Genomic DNA, 20,054 nt, shown 5'->3' on the forward strand with positions numbered 1-20,054 from the left:
ACGAAACAAACAAAATGAATAAAAGAAATAATTTAATTGCAGGTTTCAGCATATTTTTGATTTTTGAACAACTGATTTTAATTATTGATGCACCTTTAGGGGTTAGAATTATAATTTCTTTACTTTGTGGTATGATTTCAATACCACACAAAACTAAGCAATTCCTTGTACTTCTAGTCAAATTTTTGATTGTAGGCGGTGCCTTTTATTTTATTTACAACCAATTGGCCAACAACGACAAACTGGACTGGCAAAAATTCTTGGTGCTGTTTCATAAGAATCAATCGGTTTTGGTAATCGGTTTTATTCTGCTTTTGAGTGTATTGAACCGTTTATTTGAAATTCTAAAATGGAAATATTTGGTTTCCTATCTCCATCCTATTTCTTTGGGTGAAGCAACCAAACAAGTCCTAGCTGGGCTTACAGCGGGATTATTTACTCCAAACGGCGTTGGAGAATATGCCGGAAAAGCATTATACTTTGACAAAAAAGAAGCCAAAAAAGTAGTATTCTTAAACCTGATTTGCAACGGAATCCAAATGATACTGACTGTTGTTTTTGGTATTTTTGGATTGTTGTATTTCAATGCGCAGTACAACGTAATTACCACAAAAACGGTAGCTGTGCTTTTTGGAATTCTGGTAGTTCTATTTGCTGCTCTGTTCTCAGTCAAAAAAATTACTCTCAAAGGTTATTCGATAGAAAAACTGATTCATAAAACTAACGAAATCCCGAAAAGCATTCATCAAAAAAACACGTATTTGGCCATTTTACGGTATTTGGTTTTCTCCCATCAATACTATTTTTTGTTTCTCACATTTGATGTCGATTTACCCTATTTTATTTTAATTTCTGCCATTTCGAGTGTTTATTTTCTGGCTTCGTCTTTGCCTACTTTTCAATTTTTGGATTTTGCCGTAAAAGGAAGTGTAGCCGTGTATTTCTTCGGAATATTGGGTGTAAATGAATGGGTGGTTGTTTTTGTCACAACGCTAATGTGGTTCCTGAATGTGGTTTTACCTGTGCTTATTGGGAGTTATTATGTATTGAATTTCAAACCCAAAATGGCGGTATGATTTTATTTTTATTAGGCATAGCAATCGTTTATATGCTGACTATAAGTTGGCTCATTTATGGTTTTACCAAAATAAATCATTTTGAATACATTGGCTTACCGCCAAAAACCAGCTTTAGCATTATTGTTCCTTTTCGAAATGAAGCCGAAAATTTACCGGTTCTATTGGAAAGTTTTTCAAAATTGAATTACCCAACGGATTTATTTGAAGTGATTTTGGTTGATGATGATTCCGATTTAAGATTAACGATTAACGATTTAAGATTTAAGATTTTGTTAATTGATAATATTCGGATTTCAAATTCTCCAAAGAAAGATGCCATTACAACTGCTATGGAAATTGTTAAAACCGATTGGGTTATCACTACCGATGCTGATTGCACTGTTCCTAAAAATTGGCTATTGGCTTTGGATAATTTCATTCAGTTGCATCATGTTTCGATGATTGCAGGAGCGGTTACCTACGATTGCCAAAATTCTTTTTTGCATCATTTTCAACAATTGGATTTGGCCAGTTTACAGGGCGCAACCATTGGCAGTTTTGGAATTAAAAAAGGTTTTATGTGTAATGGCGCCAATTTTGCCTACACCAAATCGTTTTTTCAAAAGCTAAAAGGTTTCGAAGGCAACTCTGCAATCGCCAGTGGAGATGATGTTTTTCTGTTGCAGAAAGCATTGTCCCAATATGCTGAAAAAGTTGCGTATTTAAAATCAAAAAACACCATTGTAACCACAAAACCAGTAAATGATTGGAAGTCGCTCTTTTACCAACGTGTGCGCTGGGCTTCCAAAACGACTTCCTATCAAAGTGTCTTTGGGAAAAGACTTGGGTTGCTCGTCTTTATTATGAATTTTGGGTTGGTTTATTGTTTCGCGCTGACTGTTTTGGGAATGCTCCCTTATTTTTTCGTTGGGTTGTATTTCCTAATCAAATTTGGAATTGACTCTGTGCTGATAAAGCAAACAAATAGATTCTTGACAAAACATAGAATCCGCTATTTGTTTTTAAGCAGTTTGTGGTATCCATTCTTCAGTACAGCTGTGGCTTTGTATTGCTTGTTTGGAAAATACGAATGGAAAGGGAGGAGGTTTTAGATTTAAGATTGGAGAATTTTTTAGATTTCTCTTGTATTCTAAACCAATCGCTTTATTCTAACTGCTTGTCTGTATTTTGTTTTGCACTAAATATTCTAGCAATGAAAACGGTTCCTGCTTTTTCTTCTTTGTAGAGTAACTTATAGTCTCTTACAATAATTTTTCTGTATTCAGGTTCTATTTCATCTCGTTGGTACTGTTCTACAAAATGAAGTTCCCTGCTAGCTTTCAAAATATCGTTTTTAACATTTTGAGCTCCTTGAAGTGATTTTACTTTATAATATTCAAAAATGGCTTTGAGTTGGTCTTTGGCAGTATTCGTCCAAATTATTTTTAATTGAGCCATTACCAGTTTTGGGATTCTTTTTCTAAATCTTCTTGAGTAGTATATTCTCCTCTTTTGATTTCAGCTTCGGCTTCCACTAAAGATGCTTTATAGGTTTCTCTGCTTATGGGGCTATTGTCTATTTCAAAAGCAACTATTTCTTCTTCCTGATAGTTCTCTATAAACGCTTTGACCACTTTTAACATTCTGTCATCAGCATCATTTATGTATTTTAAAACGCTATCCCTTAACTCTAAAGCTCCCATTTTATTATCTTTTAAGTATATCAAAGGTAATTATTTTGTTTTTATTTAAAAAAAATCAAAGCAGTAATTATATTTCAAAAAAATCTTGTTCTGAATACGAAATACCCTAGCCCAGATTGCTTCGCCAGTTCGCTTCGCTCGTGTGAAGTGAAAATCCTTTATGTTTTTTCTTTAAAAACATAAAGATTGTAACAGATAGCTGGAAATAGCTCCTTAAAAACTACTCCACTTTTAGAATTACAGGAAGTATAAATTGGGTTTTTACGGGTAATCCTCGCTTGATTGCTGGATTGATTTTTGGGAAGTCCACTAAACGAGCTTTGAGGATACTATCGATTTTTATTTTATCATAAGCCACAGAATCTTTTGGGAACTGTGGTTCGAATTTCATGGTGGCATTTGGAAAAACGGTCACTTTTACCTCGATGGTATCCAACTCCGGATAAAGCATTGCCAGTGTATCGTTGCACAGTTTCTCTTGTATTAACTGCGTTAGCACCTCAAAAAAACATTGTTGGCGTTGCTTTTTGTCATCAATTTTATCGCAGTCGACAACCGATGGGTATTCGTCTACCTCTTTCCAATTGATGGACTTCAATTCCTTTTGCAACAATTCCTTTTCGGAAGGAACCTGCTTGTCAAAATATTGACAGGAATTAAAAAGTATAAAGGCTAAAAAAAGGGAAAACTGCTTCAATGTTTGTTTTTTGAATGGGACTAATATGTTATAAAAATACAATTATTTTTCTCATATTCGTGAATGAAATGAGTGTTGCATTTTCGGCATCAAAATTACTAAAAATATTTTTATGGATATCCTCCTTTTGTTATTGGGTTTTGTTTGTGTGGTTGCGGGTGTTTTTGGGAGTTTTCTGCCTGTTTTACCTGGACCAAGCATCAGTTGGGTTGGAATCGTATTACTGTATTTTACTACTGCTGTTCCTGCCAATTATTGGATTCTGGGGATTTCCTTATTGATTACTATTGCGCTAACGGTTTTGGATTATATCATTCCTGCCAAGGGAACCAAAAAATTCGGTGGTAGTTCGTATGGCATTTGGGGAACCAATATCGGTTTGATTGTTGGGATTTTTGCACCAATTCCGTTGGGTTTTATTATCGGGCCTTTTGTAGGTGCTTTTGTTGGCGAACTGATTTACGATAAACAAGACCATCAACGCGCTTTGAAAGCGGCTACTGGCTCTCTGCTGGGCTTCCTGGCATCCTCTTTTATGAAGTTTGTGGTGTGTATGATGTATCTTGGATTGTTTCTTTGGATTGTATGGCAAAATAGTGCAACACTGTTCTAAAACAAGATTTTTGTTGTGTAAAAAAATCATTCCTTTTCCTTATAAAAACATTCTTGTTTACCATAGACCATTAAAAATAAGCAGTTAAACGATAAAGACAAAATGCAGTATGTTTGTTTTGTAATTTAGATGAGTTTTATAATTCGTTGACATGCAAAAACTTAACTTTTTAATATTCGTGTTTTTATCCTCACAAGTTCTTTTTTGTCAATCTTATTATGCGATCGAAGGTTTAGTATTAGATAAAGAAAAAGGTCTTCCCTTAGCAAATGTTTTATTACTGAAACCATCAGATTCTACTTTGGTAAAAGGAGTTATGACCGATGCGAATGGAAGTTATAAATTCACCCAAATTCCAAAAGGAAATTATTTATTATTGGTGAGCATGGCTAGCTTCGATTCCCAATATTCGCAACCATTTGATGTAAATACCAATTACAAAGCAAAAACCATTACGTTATCGAGTGAGGTTGAACTAAAAGAAGTCGTGGTGCATGCTACAAAACAGTTATACACCCAGAAAGTAGATCGCATGGTCATCAATGTCGAAAACAGCATTATCTCAGCTGGAGGCACGGCTTTGGACATCTTGGAACGCTCACCTGGCATTTCTGTCAACAAACAAAATAACAGCATTTCAGTTGTTGGTAAAAATGGAGTGGTTATAATGATTGACGGAAGAAAAAACTATGTCCCAGAATCCGGACTTGTACAATTTTTGGAAGGGATAAGTGCCGACAATATAAAATCGATGGAAATAATCACAACTCCTCCTTCCGATTTTGATGCAGAAGGCAATGCGGGATTTATAAACATTATTCTCAAAAAGAATACAGATGCCGGTCTAAACGGAAATTATTCAATATCTGCAGGTTATGGAAAACGCCCTTCAAGTACCGATAATATTTCTTTTAATTTCAGAAAAAACAAAATCAATATTTTTGGAAGTTACTCCTATTTATTCGACAAGCACACGGAAATATTTTACAATAGTCGGGCTTATGCAAAAAACAATGATACATTGGGAACCACAGTAACTTCCAATAGGTTCCCGACCAGAAACAACCACAATGCAAGAATAGGATTGGATTACCAACTGTCTGAAAAAACAGTAACCGGAATTCTTTTCAATGGTTACAATACAAAATGGACAATGGACGCCAATAATGATAGTTTTGACACAACAAACGGTTTGCCAACTGCTTTTACCGAAACTTTAAATGAAGAATTAAATCAATGGAAACATTTTGGCGTCAACTATAACCTAAAACATAATTTCACAGACGATAACTATTTTAGTTTCAATATGGATTATTTGTCATACAAAGACAATAACCCCAATACCTATGACAACTCCTATTTTGACGAAAATAAGGTTTTATTATATGTCGAAAAAGTACGAAGTGGTAAAGTAACACCAATAAAAACTTGGGTTAGCAGTTTTGATTACAGTGATAAATTCAATAAAAAAATAAAATTTGATGCCGGTGTAAAAGGGTCTTTTTCCAATTTCGTCAATAGTGTAAATGTGGATAATCTGCAAGGAGAAAATTGGGTTCCCGACCCAACATTGACAGACAAAAGTCATTTGGACGAAAAAATTGCAGCAGTCTATTCTGCTTTTGAGTACACCATAAACGACAAAACAAGTTTGAAATTTGGGTTACGTTATGAATACACCGATTCTCAATTGGATACCGATACTCAGGGAAAAGTTGTAGACAAACAATATGGGATTTTTTTTCCGAGCGTTTTTTTAAGCCGAAAATTCAATGATGACTTTAATATGAATTTATCATATTCGAAAAGGATAACCAGGCCAACTTTTAATGATTTAGCTCCTTTTGTGATTTTTATAAACCCAACTACCTTTTTTTCGGGAAATTCGGCATTGCAGCCTGCAATTTCAAACTCATTCAAATACGACATTAATTACAAATCAACGATACTCTCTTTTCAATATACCGATGAACAATCTTCTATCGCAGCTTTTCAAGAACATATAGATGAAGATACAGGTAGACTCATTTTTACAGCAACCAATTTAGATTATACAAAATCACTTTCCATCACATTAGGACTGCCCATAAAAGTTAATGAGTGGTGGAAAATGCAAAATAATTTAATCTACATCAACCAAAAAATTAAGGGATTATATAATGGAGATACCGTTCACTTAGCTTTAGGAAATTTTCAGGCAAATACAACCCAATCCTTCAAAATAACAAAAACAATTTCAAACGAAACAACAATCTATTATTACGGCCCGAGTCTTTTTGGTACAGCAAAATTTGACGCTGTAGCTGGAGCTGATATCGGATTTCAGAAAAAATTCAATGAAAAATGGGGCACCTTAAAATTTTCGATAAATGATCTCTTTGATTCCAATAAATTTACAGGAGGAACAGATTTGCCAGATCAAAATATAAAAACCCATAACAAATTTGACTTTAGTAACAGAACTTATCTTCTTACTTATTCAAATACATTTGGAAACAGTAAATTAAAATCATCACGAGAACGCCAAACTGGATCTGAAGACGAAAGAAACAGAGTCAACAAATAGAATAAAACTAATTTTACATCCATAAAAAAAGCCTTTCCGTTAAGAAAGGCTTTAAACAATATGTTGCGGTCTGGACGGGACTCGAACCCGCGACCCCATGCGTGACAGGCATGTATTCTAACCAACTGAACTACCAAACCTTGTTTTATTGCGAGTGCAAATATACAATAGATTTTCGTTTACGCAACTATTTTATAACACTTGTATCAAAAAAAATATAACCCATTTAGAATCAACAACTCCCTTAAAATCAAAAAAGCTATCCACAAAGTGGAAAGCTTTTCATTGGTCTAACTACAAACCGGTCTCGTCATATAGGACGAGAAACAACACAACTAGCTTTAGATACCGTATTTGGGCAAAAAAGCCTTTCTGTTACGAAAGGCTTTTCCCAATATTGCGGTCTGGACGGGACTCGAACCCGCGACCCCATGCGTGACAGGCATGTATTCTAACCAACTGAACTACCAAACCTCTGCTTTATTGCGGTGGCAAAGATACAATAGATTTTCATTTACACAAGCCTTTTATTAGAGAATTTTAAAAAAATCTCCGCCTTACTACCCAAACTTTTGTTTTTCAATCAGGTAGGTCGTTAAAATTTTTTCAAAACTTTCGCCAACTCCCACAGGAATGTACTTTATTTTGTTTTGAGCACAGGTCAAAGCCAACTTTTTGAAGTAATCACCCACCTGTTTTTCGTATGCTGACTTCACATTATCGGCAAAAATGACTACCTCATCTTCCGTTTCTACATCAATAAACTTCCTAGGCGCATTGTCAAAATCAAATTTAAGCTCCGTTTCGTTGTCTACAACATGAAATAAAACCACTTTGTGCTTATCGTGTTTCAAATGTTGCAAAGCATTAAAAAGATCTTCTTCGTTTTCGGACTGAAACATGTCGGTAAACAAAATTATCATCGAACGACGATGGATTTTCTCGGCTATCTGATGCAAATAGGTAATCGTATCTGTCTGCTTTTTCTCTTTTGAGTTATCCAAAAGCTCCTCAAGCTTGTTCAAAATCATTCTATGATGGCGATCGCTTCCTTTTTCCGGCGCATAATACTCATAACTATCCGAAAACACACTTAATCCAACAGCATCACGCTGCTTTTTCAACAAATTCATTAAAACCGCCGAAGCCAATACTGAAAAACCTATTTTACTTTCGTAAAACTGCTGATTGTCCTTCAATTTAGGATAATGCATCGACGAGGAATTGTCAATAATAATATGACATCTCAAGTTAGTCTCTTCCTCAAAACACTTGGTGTACAATCGATCGGTTTTAGCAAACAACTTCCAATCGATGTGTTTGGTGCTCTCCCCTACATTATACACTTTATGCTCGGCAAATTCAGCCGAAAACCCATGAAACGGACTTTTGTGCATACCCGAAATAAAGCCTTCCACCACTTGATTGGCCAACAATTCCAAATGCTGAAAACTGGATATCTTTTCTACTTGCGATTCGATCTTCATATTCCAAATGTATAAAAAAGTTTAAACGTTTAGGATTATTACCCAATTAAATTCAAAAGTCAGATTTCATCTTGCCTGTTTATCTCGCACAGGCGGAAAGGCGCAAAAAAAACAAAGAAGCACTTTGCGTCTTTGCGCCTCTGCGAGAAATATCAAAACACAAAAAAGGCTTGACTAACGCCAAACCTTTTTATATAAATCATAATCGTTTCCGATTACAACAATGCGTCTAAACTATCTGCATACGTTTGTTTTGGAGCCACTCCTACTTGTTTCCCTACTACTTCTCCATTATGAAAAACCAATACTGTTGGAATATTTCTAACACCGTATTTTGCAGCAAATTCTTGGTTTGCATCTACATCAACTTTACCTACAACCACTTTACCTTCGTACTCGTTGCTAAGTTCGTCAATGATTGGTCCAACCATTCTACAAGGCCCACACCATGCTGCCCAAAAATCTACCATTACTGGTTGTGTCGATTTCAAAACTACTTCTTCAAAAGTAGCATCTGTTATTGCTAATGCCATACTATTTTTTATTTTATGTTTAAATGCTTTTTGTTTTAACTAGGGTACAAATTTAGAAATTAAAAACCAACCAAATACCATTCCCAAATTAGTTTTCATTATAAATGTATTACTAATTGCTATTTTAAAATTGATTTGGAGCTATTTCCCGCTGTACACTATATCTATTGTCCCGAACACCGGGACAACAGGATGCCGTTTCCATCGGGGCTAGGGCTTCAAGGATTTCAAGAACTTTTTTAGGTAATAAAAAAAGACCCTCTTTTCAGAAGGTCTTCATTCTATTTCAATTGTACTTGATTATAGACTGTATTTCAATCCAAAAGTCATTCCTAATCCACTAATTCCAACATAAGAACTAATATCATCAGTTGATTTAGTACTATCAAAACCAGCAGCGTTTGTTACTTTACTATTTGAAGTAGTATTAATTTGATCTACATAGTTAACATGACTAGCAGAGTAAGAAGCATCAGCACGGAAACCAGTAGGAGTATTTAATTTATCTACACCATTTTCAGTGTATTCTTTTGTTTCTTTAGTTTTCCCATGAACAGTAAAGTTACGGTATTCCAATTCAGCAAAAAGAGAAATGTTTTTTCCTAATTTATAAGATGTTCCCAAAGCAGCCATAAATCCAACAGTTGGATTTGGCAACACTACGTCTTTCGCATAAGTATTTGTTGTTCCAAGTGGATTAGTATAGGTTCTTTTTGTTTCGATTGTTAAATCTCCAACTACAGGAACAATAACACCTACTTTAGTGTAAGGCTCAAATCCTTTAGTTTCACCTAAAAACAAAACAACCGCAGGAGCTAAATCAAAAGCAGTGATATGTCCTTCAGCAGTACCTGTTACAAAAGTTGGACCAGCAGCCACTAATCTGTTAACAGTTTTAACCATAGTTTTATCATTTCCTGCAAAATAATTAAATCCCATCTCAACACCCAAACGTGGTGAAAAACGATATCCTACATTTAAACTTGTACGGAATCCTTCTCCAAAAGAACCGTGATTTGTTTCTCTAGAAACCAAAGTAGTTCCGTTTGCAGCATACACATCAGTGTTTGGCAATGCACCAGAAACAGTTGGAAACTCTGTTGCAGCCGTTTGAATAAAATAAGAACCTCCTAATTTAAAATACCAAGTTTCTGGCTTACTGTCTGCAGTACTTGTAGTTTGCCCTACCATAGTCATTGTAGAGACTAATAATCCGAATAATAATAAACTCTTTTTCATGATTTTTTGTTAATTAATTTGCGCAAACTTAAAATAATTTTGACTATTCTTTAAAATCACTTTAAGCGCCTCAACACCCAATTAACACTATTTTTAATACTTGATGCTATTTTTTACTATGCGTGCATAATTTTAACTAAAAAACATACTATACGATTGAAAATTTAACTTTTAAAAATCAATTTAATTTAAAATTAATCTGCATTTTTTCCAATTCAAACAATAATTCATTCGAAATTTGAACTTTTAGCTTTCTGCTCGGCATCGATAATTTGGTCACTACTTTTATTTCTTCCACTTCTGTGACTGGCTTTATTTCAGCCACTTCAGCTCCTTCTTCATTTTCATCCACAAAAGATTCCTCTTCATTTTCAACAAACTCAGGAGTAGCCTCAACGATTCGCTTTATTTTTTCAAGCTCCATAATTTCAAAAGCAACCGTATTGTCTCCTCTATGATCTTGAAAAAGACGATTCAGTTTATGGATAAATTCAGTCTCAATATCTTTTACATTCAACAAAAGAATCAACTTTTTGGCAAACGTGCTCAACACATCCTGCAAGTATTGCACCAGTACAAATTGCATTCTAGGATCTGTTTTTTTACCCGTATCTTGATTTACCCAACCTTCTTTTATCATTACCTTCATGAAAGTAAAATTGTTTTGAATAAAGAAATGCCTAAACTTCAAATACTCTTCCCCAAAAATCTTGAATTCATAACTCTCGTCATAACCCTCCAAAACAAAGGTTCCCCATCCTTTTCCATTCTTGGCCACACGATGCTGTACATTGGTAATGATTCCGCCGAAAGTCAAGTTCTTGCCCACATACGCTTCCATATTTTTAAGAGCTTCTAACTTGGCATTGCAAAAATATTTCATCTCAAATTTGTAATCATCCAGCGGATGCCCAGAAATATAAATTCCAACCACCTCTTTCTCTTTGGCCAGTTTTTCCATAGTACTCCAGTCTTCACAAGGAGGCACCACCGGCTCTGCAATCTGTACATCGCTGGTCTCACCAAACAAACTCACCTGTGATGAGTTTTCATTCTCCTGAAATTTGGATCCGTACTTAATGGATTTTTCATAGAATGTAATTCCATCACCTTCATCATGGAAATATTGGGCCCTAGTCGTTCCTTCGAACGAATCAAATCCTCCCGCCAGGATTAAGTTTTCCAATGCTTTTTTATTTGCTGCGCGCAAATCAATACGTTTGGTCAAGTCAAAAATAGACTTATATTTTCCGTCTTTTCTGTTTTCTACAATAGTTGCCACAGCACCTTGTCCCACTCCTTTTATGGCCCCCATTCCAAACCGGACAGCATAATCATCATTTACCGTAAACTTATAAAATGATTCATTGACATCCGGTCCAAGAACTTGCAATCCCATACGCTTACATTCTTCCATAAAGAAAGAAACCTGCTTGATATCACTCATATTATTGGACAAAACCGCCGCCATATATTCCGCAGGATAATGGGCTTTTAGATAAGCCGTTTGATAAGCGATCCAAGCATAGCAAGTGGAGTGTGATTTATTAAATGCGTAACTCGCAAAAGCTTCCCAGTCTTTCCAAATTTTTTCCAAAACTTTGGCATCGTGACCTTTCTCCGCTGCCTGGGCAACGAATTTCGGTTTCATTTTGTCTAGTACGTCCTTTTGTTTCTTACCCATCGCCTTACGCAAAACGTCAGCCTCACCCTTGGTAAACCCTGCCAAAGATTGGGACAAAAGCATCACCTGCTCTTGGTAAACTGTAATTCCGTAGGTTTCCCCAAGATATTCTTCACAGGCATCTAAATCATATACGATAGGTTCTTCTCCATTTTTTCTTCGAACGAAGGAAGGAATATATTCCAAAGGTCCCGGACGATACAAAGCATTCATCGCAATCAAATCCCCAAAAACTGTGGGTTTCAAATCCTTCATGTATTTTTGCATTCCGGGTGACTCGTATTGGAATATACCAACCGTTTCACCTCTTTGGAACAGCTCATAAGTCTTGACATCATCAATTGGAAAAGTATCGGGATCGAGCTGAATTCCGGTTCTGTACTTTACCAATTTTACGGTATCTTTTATCAAAGTTAGGGTCTTCAGACCCAAGAAGTCCATCTTTAGTAATCCGGCACTTTCAGCAACCGAGTTGTCAAATTGGGTTACATATAAATCCGAATCTTTAGCCGTAGTAACCGGAACGAAATTGGTAATATCCGATGGCGTGATGATTACTCCACAGGCGTGAATACCCGTATTTCGCATTGAACCTTCCAATATTTTAGCCTGCCGAATGGTTTCTCCCGCTAAACTATCTTCATTGGCAATGGCAATCAGTTCTTTTACATTTTCAAACTCGTCCGATCGTAATGCTTTTTTGACATCCTCTTCTTTTTCAGAAATAAAACGGGCCAAATTCCACTTGGAAGGCATCATCCCTGGAATCAGCTTCGCAATTTTATCGGCTTCAAAAAGTGGCAAATCCAATACACGAGCCGTATCACGAATGGCTGATTTGGTTGCCATTTTACCGTAGGTGATAATCTGCGCCACCTGATTGGCTCCATATTTATTGATTACATAATCCATTACACGACCACGACCTTCGTCATCAAAATCGATATCAATATCGGGCATAGACACACGATCCGGATTCAAGAAACGCTCAAAAAGCAAATCATACTTGATTGGGTCAATATTGGTAATTCCTAAGCAATAAGCTACCGCCGAACCCGCCGCAGATCCACGGCCGGGACCAACCGAAACATCCATTTCTCTTGCTTTGGCAATGAAATCCTGAACAATCAAGAAATACCCAGGATAACCCGAATTGGAAATGGTCAATAACTCAAAATCCAATCGTTCTTGAATCTCGGGAGTTATTTCGCCGTATCTTTTTTCGGCACCTACCATCGTAAGGTGACGTAAATATTTATTCTCGCCTCGAACACCACCATCCGCCTCATCTTCTGGTACCACAAACTCTTGTGGAATATCATATTTAGGTAGCAATACATCGCGATACAGAGAGTAAATTTCGACCTTGTCAACAATTTCCTGAATATTGGTGATGGCATCAGGCAAATCGGCAAAGAGTTTTTTCATTTCCTCTTCCGACTTATAATAGTATTCCTGATTAGGCAAACCATAACGATATCCACGACCACGACCAATTGGTGTCGCTTGTTTTTCACCATCTTTTACACACAACAAAATATCGTGCGCATTGGCATCTTCCTTATTTAGATAATAGGTGTTATTGGTGGCTATTAATTTTACATCATGCTTTTTCGAAAATTCAACCAATGTTTGATTTACCCGATTTTCATCCTCTTGATTATGACGCATTATTTCAAGATACAAATCGGTACCAAATTGTTCTTTCCACCAAATCAAGGCTTCTTCGGCTTGGTTCTCGCCGATATTCAGAATTTTACTCGGAATCTCTCCGTATAAATTTCCGGACAAAACCATAATGTCTTCCTTGTATTTTTCTACAATCGCTCTATCAATTCTAGGCACATAATAAAAACCTGCTGTGTATGCAATAGAAGCCATTTTGGCCAAATTATGATATCCTTTTTTGTTTTTGGCCAACAAAACTACTTGATAACCATTGTCTTTTTTGGATTTGTCCAAATGGTTTTCACAGATATTAAATTCACAACCTACAATAGGCTTGATTTCGGTTTCCGTTGGCTCTTCCCCATTTTCGATCAACTCCTTATTTTTGGCAGAAGCCGATTTGTTGTGATTCATTATCGCACTCACAAAATGGAATGCTCCCATCATATTTCCAGTATCGGTCATTGCCACGGCAGGAAATTTGTTTTTGGCTGTAATCGAAACCAAAGCACCAATAGCGATAGTCGATTGCAAAACCGAAAACTGTGTATGGTTGTGTAAATGCGCGAAAGACGCATCTATCAATACTTTTTTATTCTCTGTAAGTTCTTCTTTGGAAACCGAAACGGCTTGTTTTTCTCCAAATTGCAATCGGATTCTTTCGGAAGCTTCTTTTAGGTTAATGTGTTTTAAACCTATCAGCTCAATTTCATGTGGATTTTTACTTTTGAAATCCTTGAAATAACCTACCTCAACATCAAGCTCTTCTTTGGTAAAAATATCCCTGCGGATTAATTCCAGAAAACAACGTGTCGTGGCTTCAACGTCGGCGGTGGCGTTGTGCGCTTCCGCAAAAGGAACGTTGAACAGATAACTATGTAATTCTGTTAATGTAGGCAATTTGAATTTTCCACCACGTCCTCCGGGTAATTTCAATAACGAAGCAGTAACCTCGGTACAAGTATCCAGAATAGGCATTTCTCCCATAGGCGAAGCAACCCCCATTCGGTAGAATTCACAACCCATAATATTGATATCAAAACCTAGATTCTGACCCACAATAAACTTGGCTTTGCCTAAAGCAACGTTGAATTTCTCCAAAACTTCGGCTAAAGAAATACCCTCGGCTTCGGCCAATTCGGTCGAAATACCGTGAATTCGCTCGGCATCATAAGGAATATTAAAACCCTCAGGCTTTACCAAATAGTCCTGATGCTCGATGAGTTTCCCCATATCGTCATGCAACTGCCACGCGATTTGAATACATCTTGGCCAGTTGTCGGTGTCAGAAATGGGTGCGCCCCATTTCTTGGGTAATCCTGTGGTTTCGGTATCGAATATTAAGTACATAATTGCAAATGAAGTGATTGTAATTTTCTACAATTACAAAAAGTGAATTTCAAAATTAGTCTTTTTTTAGGGTATAGAAATGGGTAAGTTATCAACAAAAAAATAAAAAACTGAAACAATACACAATCGAAACTTATCCTGTTACTTAGCCATCCAGATTTGATTACTTTAATAAAAAAAAACTGTTTCAAATTTTTATGAAACAGCTTTTTTTTTACAGATTATATTTTTTAAACACTAAAAACTCCTGCTTCTTTTTTGGCTTTATTTCTTTTAGAGGCAAGGTTCCAATTTAGATTTTTTTGATATTGATAAATTGTGTTTTCCTCCAAAGGATTCATCACCATCAAATAAATCCATTGGTTATCCAGTAATCTTTTTATATTTTCATTTCTAGAAACAATTTCGGTTACTCTTGTTAAAGGCGCTTGGATGATTACCGACAATCGCAAAGGCTGATGGTACATTTCTTTATCTGATTGTCTTAAAGATTGTAGTGGGAGCCCCATTTTTATGTCACCACCATTTCCTTGCACCACTGCAAACTTACCCGTAATATTATGCGTTATTTTCGAACCTCCTCCAAAAACTTCATTATCAACCGTCGAAAAATAATAGTGATTATTTATCCATTGTGTAACGGTCATAGGGCCTTGCATAATGTTTTCAAGTGCTGATCCGCCTGCATCCGTTTCCCAATTATAAGAGTTTAGAAAACAACGTCCATCCAGATTATGATTTTTGGTTAAATTTCTTGGCCCTATAATAAATCCTGCGTTTTTTGCCAAACCCCATTCCGGTCTGGTTTCGCCCCAGTCATTAGCTTTTTTTTGCGCTTGCTTCACACTGTCCTCTGTTTTGATGCCAAGACGTTCTTGGGTAGCAGTAAGTTGTGCTTTTGCCAAATTAAATTTTAATTTTTCTACCCATTTTTTATGCAGATCCGGAGTTTCAGCGTCAAACAGCACAATTTCATCTGTAGTTGTATTGTGTTCTCCTCCAATAAAAGTGGTAGTCCCAGGGATTAGGATGTTATGATTTTCGAGAAGAGTCTTTCTGACTTCTGGCAAATTAGCGAGTTTGGCTAACATTCTGGCGTTATTCCTTCCGGGACTCGCAGCACATGCTCCACAATCTAAACTCGATCCAAAAGCGTTGTTAGCGGAATGGCTTCCATGCCCAATAAAGACAATGATTGGCGCAAATTCCTGCCATCCCATTATATCAAATGCTGATTTTACGATGGCTGCTTTTTCTGTTAATGAAATGTTTGGCTCGCTGTCTTCATTGTGATTACATCTTTTTTTAATTTCTGGAGTACAAATAGATTCATGGCCCTGGGCACCTTTTTGGGTTATTCTATATAAGTAAGCTGGTGCAATTGTTCTGGCTATTAAAGATATTCCGTAAAAAAAACCTGAACCTTCAACATAGCCAAAGGCAGATGGAAGCATATTTTTCATTCTTTTTAGAAAATATTCCTTAAAGTTTAAAATCTGATTCTTTTTTTGGTACGCCTGGAGTTTTGCCACATTTCCTTTTGGTGCGACTTCGGAAACTTTATACGCTGAATTTACAATAGGCGGACATGCTTTATGTATTATTCCATTATTTAGATTCTCATAATCCATTGCGATTCCAAAAAAACCTGCATAACCAAATGTTTCATAATTTCCTTTATTTTCTATATTTCTTCGAATTAATTCTGACCTTGTATCAATACAAAAAACCAGCTGGGCATCTGGAATTTGTTTTTTTGTTTGCGATTCCGACGTACTTATCTGTTGATTTCCTAACAGTTTCACAAGGCCACTTTGAAAACTTTTCTCCCATGCTTTTAACCATATATAATGTAATTTTGTAGTGGAAGAATTTACAAGAAAACTACTTTTTTCAGGTTCAATAACTGCTTTTATTTTTTGGGCTATCCAAAGTCTGACGCCTAAATAATCTTGTATATTTATAGGATAAACTTCTTGCCATTGTGAATTTGAGTCCGTTCTATGATTAATATATCCTGTCCAGCCAGGCAATGACGCTAAATGAAAAGTGCAGATTGCAATAAACTGTTTCTCACCATATTTATTTAATAATTCATTTAAAACTTCGATACTTGTTTTAGGAATTTCTGCCAAAGCCGTTTTTGGCATGTAGGTATCATAAACGGCTAATTTTCGCCATGCTCGATAAAAGCCTTCACTTTTATTGGGCATTTCCCATTCTGCCAAACCTTCGTCCAAAAACGCCGCTAACCACTTTGCCAAAATGCAGTCTAAATTATTATTGGAATTTATTTGGACAGTTTTTTTATACAGTTCCATTTGTAGCAAATATTCTTCTGGAGAGGCTAAAAGCTGGTTTTCTGCTAATAAATTTCGAAGTATCTTTTCATTAATTTCCCCTTTTTTCCATGCCTGACGAAAAAATGCCGCCTCTGGGTAAACATTGGCATCCAACAATTTTTCGGCTTGCTTTACAGCTTCTTCAAATGGCATTTGCTCATAACCTGCTAAAGGATTTGACGTAACAAACGAGTATAATGGCCAAGTTTTTCCAATAACTTGTGATGCTTCTGCTATACATTTTTGAATAATTGGATTCTCCATAATTATTTAGATTTAAACATTAAAACAGTTTTTTTAGACGGTTGCGTGATGTTCAGCAGTTTTACATATGCCTTTGGGTATTTATAGTAGATTCCTAATTTCATTATAAAAAACCCTGTCAGAAAAATAACTCCAAATATTATTTCTATTAAAGACAGCGGGACAGGAACTTCGCTCATTGGCATATCGTGCATCAATTCTGTAATTACTTTATAAATGAGGGCGTATATTGTTATTCCAGATAAAAACAGCAGCGGAGGCAAAATTGTTTTTTGTATTACACTTAAGCTTTGTTCTTTGACAATGTTGTACGTTGCTTGTCCAACCGTTATGGCAACAATAAGTGTTAAAAAAATACCACTATTCATTTTGATTCCTTTTCCAGTAAGATAAGCAAATATAAATGCGCCTAAAATACCCCAGAAAAGTACAATTACAGCTTGCAAAGGTTTTATTTTGACTTGTACTGGCCTAGACGGTCTGGCATACCCTATTTCTTCTCCTGCTGATAAAAACAAATAGGATTTGTAAAATCCGTGAAGAATTAAATGAACAACAGCTGCATTAAAAAATCCTAATCCGCATTGCATAATCATAAAACCCATTTGGGCAATCGTCGAACAGGCTAATTTTTGTTTCACATTTACTTGCAGCAGCTTTGCAAATTGTGCAATTACTGCCGCTAAACCTCCGACAACAAATAGAATAATCAGCGTATTTGATGCAAATAACAGGACTGAGAATAAGGTTAATAAAATTCCAGAACCATTTACAAATCCTGCGTGCATCAAGGCCGAAGCAGGTGTAGGTGCAGTCATTGCTGAAAGCAGCCACCGGTGAAATGGATATATTGCCGACTGAATGAGTGCTGCTGTAATAATACATAAACCTGACAATAAAGTGATGTGCTGCGGCAAACTGTTTACCTTAACAAGAATACCACTTAAAGTAAAACCTCCCGTTTGGAAAGCCAACAATAAAACTCCTGCACTCAAAAAGAAACTTCCTGCTGCAAAATATCGGAATGCGAATTTTGATGCCTCTCTTGCTTCGCCCCATCTGGAATCTACTCCAATTAACTGCGACATAAAAACTCCCATTAAAAACCAAGTGATTAATAAAAGTGCAATATGGTTTGCCATCACAAAAACCATAATAGACAAGGTAAAGCCTAAAGATAGCATTGAAAATTTAGTGTGGTATCTGAATCCTTTCAAGTAATTTTTTGAATAGTTGCTGATAAGGGCACTAAAAAAAGTTACCAGTGTCCAGACGAGCAATGTAAAACCATTAATTCTTAGAATATTGCCATACTCCCATTGGGAAACATTTGGATAAGTGCAAATTAGATAAGCCAGATTGCCCAGAAACAATAAACCCAGAAAATAGGACAGTATCGTGTTGATAAATTGAGGCTGTTGGTTTTGAGGTATCATTTTAAATTTTTATAATTAATTTTTATATAATGCTGATTTCAAGAATTCCATTTATAGCTATAGTGTTATGGTAGTTTTTAGCATTTAGCATAAACGTTTGGATTACGGTCTTTTCTTTTTCAAGCTGTTTAATCCGTTCTTCTATTTCCCCTAAATTATTTTCATGATTCTGTTCCCATTTTTGAAGTCTTTGTTTTTGATGAAAATTTATTTTTTCGTCAATCAGCGACATCATAATATCTGAAGCGTCAGAAACGGTAAAATCTCCTTTCACCAATTGAATTGTTTGCTTCATTTTGTCCGTTTTAGTTAATCCATTCGTGCTCATAGTTTTCTTTTTAATGATTAAACTTTTTATCTGGCACAAAGGTTACTCCTTTTGTTTATAAATTTTTATTTATATTTGTTATGAAATCCATAAACAATTTTTATGAATTATACTTTGCATCAACTACAAATATTTTTAAAAATTTGTCAAATACAGAGCATTACTAAAGCTTCCGAAGAGCTTCATCTTACTCAGCCAGCAGTATCGATACAATTAAAAAATTTTCAGGACCAATTTCCCATTCCGCTAACAGAAGTAGTAGGAAGAAAACTGTATGTGACGGAATTTGGAAAAGAAATAGCCCAAGCTGCTGAGAAAATAATAGAGGAAGTAAATGCTATAAATTACAAAACCTTAAACTATCAAGGCGAGCTTTCTGGAAGATTAAAACTTTCAATTGTCTCTACGGGTAAATATGTTATTCCATTCTTTTTATCCGAATTTATAAGACTAAATCCTGGAGTAGAACTTATTATTGATGTAACTAATAGATCCAGGGTTTTGGAAAGCTTAGAATCGAATGAAGTAGATTTTGCATTGGTATCGGTTTTGCCAAAAAAATTAAAAGTCAAAAATATTGAACTGATGCAAAACAGTCTTTACTTTATTGGAAGCAGTCAATTAAATTTTAAAAAACCAAATGACAAAAAAAACCTATTCGAAAATACACCTATAATATATAGAGAACAAGGTTCTGCAACCCGGACTGCCATGGAAAAATTTATTACTGCCAATAAATTTTCTGTTCGGAAAAAGATTGAACTTACTTCGAATGAAGCGGTAAAACAAGCAGTACTCTCTGGATTGGGATGCTCTATTATGCCTTTGATTGGCATAAAAAATGATTTAAAAAATAATGATTTGCAAATTATACCCGTAAAAGGACTTCCGATTATTACAACCTGGAACTTGATACAGCTCGAATCTAAAAAACTATCACCTGTTGCCTTAGCTTATCTTGATTTTGTAAATTCTAAAAAAGAAGAAATCATAAAGGAGAAATTTGCTTGGATAAATGATTATTGAACTTAATCAATTGCGTGTTTTATTCTAATTAATATAGAAACATATCTGCAATATTTTTTT

The 20,054-nt window shown here is 35.6% G+C and carries 15 protein-coding genes and 2 tRNA genes; 5 read left to right on the forward strand and 12 right to left on the reverse strand.

Annotation, left to right across the window (positions count from 1 at the left end; all coding sequences use genetic code 11):
- The first annotated feature begins 131 nt into the window (after nucleotides 1-131).
- Both HQN62_RS00465 and HQN62_RS00470 read left to right on the forward strand, forming a co-directional pair.
- Nucleotides 132-1,076 carry a lysylphosphatidylglycerol synthase transmembrane domain-containing protein gene (locus HQN62_RS00465; protein WP_173505488.1) on the forward strand — a complete coding sequence of 315 codons (945 nt, stop codon included), beginning with the start codon at nucleotides 132-134 and terminating at the stop codon, nucleotides 1,074-1,076.
- The gene (locus HQN62_RS00470; RefSeq protein ID WP_173502915.1) at nucleotides 1,073-2,170 is read left to right on the forward strand and encodes a glycosyltransferase family 2 protein; all 1,098 of its coding nucleotides are present in this window, start codon (nucleotides 1,073-1,075) and stop codon (nucleotides 2,168-2,170) included. Before HQN62_RS00465 ends, HQN62_RS00470 begins: the two co-directional genes overlap by 4 nt.
- A gap of 52 nt (nucleotides 2,171-2,222) precedes the next feature.
- Here HQN62_RS00470 and HQN62_RS00475 read toward each other — a convergent pair whose 3' ends face one another.
- The 3 genes from HQN62_RS00475 to HQN62_RS00485 all read right to left on the reverse strand — a co-directional run bounded on the left by HQN62_RS00475 (nucleotide 2,223) and on the right by HQN62_RS00485 (nucleotide 3,458).
- Complete coding sequence (locus HQN62_RS00475) at nucleotides 2,223-2,516, reverse strand: type II toxin-antitoxin system RelE/ParE family toxin (RefSeq protein ID WP_173502916.1); 294 nt, start codon at nucleotides 2,514-2,516, stop codon at nucleotides 2,223-2,225.
- Complete coding sequence (locus HQN62_RS00480; protein WP_217362503.1) at nucleotides 2,516-2,785, reverse strand: hypothetical protein; 270 nt, start codon at nucleotides 2,783-2,785, stop codon at nucleotides 2,516-2,518. Before HQN62_RS00480 ends, HQN62_RS00475 begins: the two co-directional genes overlap by 1 nt.
- A gap of 196 nt (nucleotides 2,786-2,981) precedes the next feature.
- Complete coding sequence (locus tag HQN62_RS00485; RefSeq protein WP_116796920.1) at nucleotides 2,982-3,458, reverse strand: hypothetical protein; 477 nt, start codon at nucleotides 3,456-3,458, stop codon at nucleotides 2,982-2,984.
- A 112-nt stretch (nucleotides 3,459-3,570) separates the two neighbouring features.
- Here HQN62_RS00485 and HQN62_RS00490 point away from each other — a divergent pair, with 112 nt between their 5' ends.
- Together HQN62_RS00490 and HQN62_RS00495 are read left to right on the forward strand one after the other, a co-directional pair.
- Nucleotides 3,571-4,071, forward strand: a complete 501-nt coding sequence (locus tag HQN62_RS00490; RefSeq protein WP_173502918.1) for a DUF456 domain-containing protein — start codon at nucleotides 3,571-3,573, stop codon at nucleotides 4,069-4,071.
- Nucleotides 4,072-4,222: 151 nt separating this feature from the next.
- On the forward strand, nucleotides 4,223-6,637 hold the full coding sequence (locus HQN62_RS00495) for a TonB-dependent receptor (RefSeq protein WP_173502919.1): 2,415 nt from the start codon (nucleotides 4,223-4,225) through the stop codon (nucleotides 6,635-6,637).
- A 66-nt stretch (nucleotides 6,638-6,703) separates the two neighbouring features.
- Here HQN62_RS00495 and HQN62_RS00500 read toward each other — a convergent pair.
- From HQN62_RS00500 to HQN62_RS00540, 9 genes are all read right to left on the reverse strand, one after another.
- Nucleotides 6,704-6,777, reverse strand: a tRNA-Asp gene (locus tag HQN62_RS00500).
- A gap of 260 nt (nucleotides 6,778-7,037) precedes the next feature.
- Nucleotides 7,038-7,111: transfer RNA gene (locus tag HQN62_RS00505), tRNA-Asp, on the reverse strand.
- An 86-nt stretch (nucleotides 7,112-7,197) separates the two neighbouring features.
- Nucleotides 7,198-8,124 carry a DUF58 domain-containing protein gene (locus tag HQN62_RS00510; RefSeq protein WP_173502920.1) on the reverse strand — a complete coding sequence of 309 codons (927 nt, stop codon included), beginning with the start codon at nucleotides 8,122-8,124 and terminating at the stop codon, nucleotides 7,198-7,200.
- A 215-nt stretch (nucleotides 8,125-8,339) separates the two neighbouring features.
- On the reverse strand, nucleotides 8,340-8,657 hold the full coding sequence (gene trxA / locus HQN62_RS00515) for a thioredoxin (protein WP_077377586.1): 318 nt from the start codon (nucleotides 8,655-8,657) through the stop codon (nucleotides 8,340-8,342).
- Between the two features lie 300 nt (nucleotides 8,658-8,957).
- On the reverse strand, nucleotides 8,958-9,896 hold the full coding sequence (locus tag HQN62_RS00520; protein ID WP_116796916.1) for an outer membrane beta-barrel protein: 939 nt from the start codon (nucleotides 9,894-9,896) through the stop codon (nucleotides 8,958-8,960).
- A 178-nt stretch (nucleotides 9,897-10,074) separates the two neighbouring features.
- Nucleotides 10,075-14,598 carry a DNA polymerase III subunit alpha gene (gene dnaE, locus HQN62_RS00525; protein WP_173502921.1) on the reverse strand — a complete coding sequence of 1,508 codons (4,524 nt, stop codon included), beginning with the start codon at nucleotides 14,596-14,598 and terminating at the stop codon, nucleotides 10,075-10,077.
- A 230-nt stretch (nucleotides 14,599-14,828) separates the two neighbouring features.
- Nucleotides 14,829-17,204: a DUF2309 domain-containing protein gene (locus HQN62_RS00530; protein ID WP_173502922.1), complete on the reverse strand. Its 2,376-nt coding sequence runs from the start codon at nucleotides 17,202-17,204 to the stop codon at nucleotides 14,829-14,831.
- A gap of 2 nt (nucleotides 17,205-17,206) precedes the next feature.
- Nucleotides 17,207-18,640 carry a proton-conducting transporter transmembrane domain-containing protein gene (locus HQN62_RS00535; RefSeq protein WP_173502923.1) on the reverse strand — a complete coding sequence of 478 codons (1,434 nt, stop codon included), beginning with the start codon at nucleotides 18,638-18,640 and terminating at the stop codon, nucleotides 17,207-17,209.
- Nucleotides 18,641-18,662: 22 nt separating this feature from the next.
- Nucleotides 18,663-18,968: a hypothetical protein gene (locus tag HQN62_RS00540; protein ID WP_173502924.1), complete on the reverse strand. Its 306-nt coding sequence runs from the start codon at nucleotides 18,966-18,968 to the stop codon at nucleotides 18,663-18,665.
- Nucleotides 18,969-19,070: 102 nt separating this feature from the next.
- On the opposite strand from HQN62_RS00540, the gene HQN62_RS00545 reads away from it, so the two are divergent.
- Entirely contained in the window at nucleotides 19,071-19,994 is a 924-nt protein-coding gene (locus HQN62_RS00545) for a LysR family transcriptional regulator (protein WP_116796911.1), read from the forward strand.
- The last annotated feature ends 60 nt before the right edge of the window (nucleotides 19,995-20,054 follow it).

Origin of the sequence: Flavobacterium sp. M31R6 (assembly GCF_013284035.1) — a bacterium.
Classification (GTDB): Bacteria; Bacteroidota; Bacteroidia; order Flavobacteriales; family Flavobacteriaceae; genus Flavobacterium.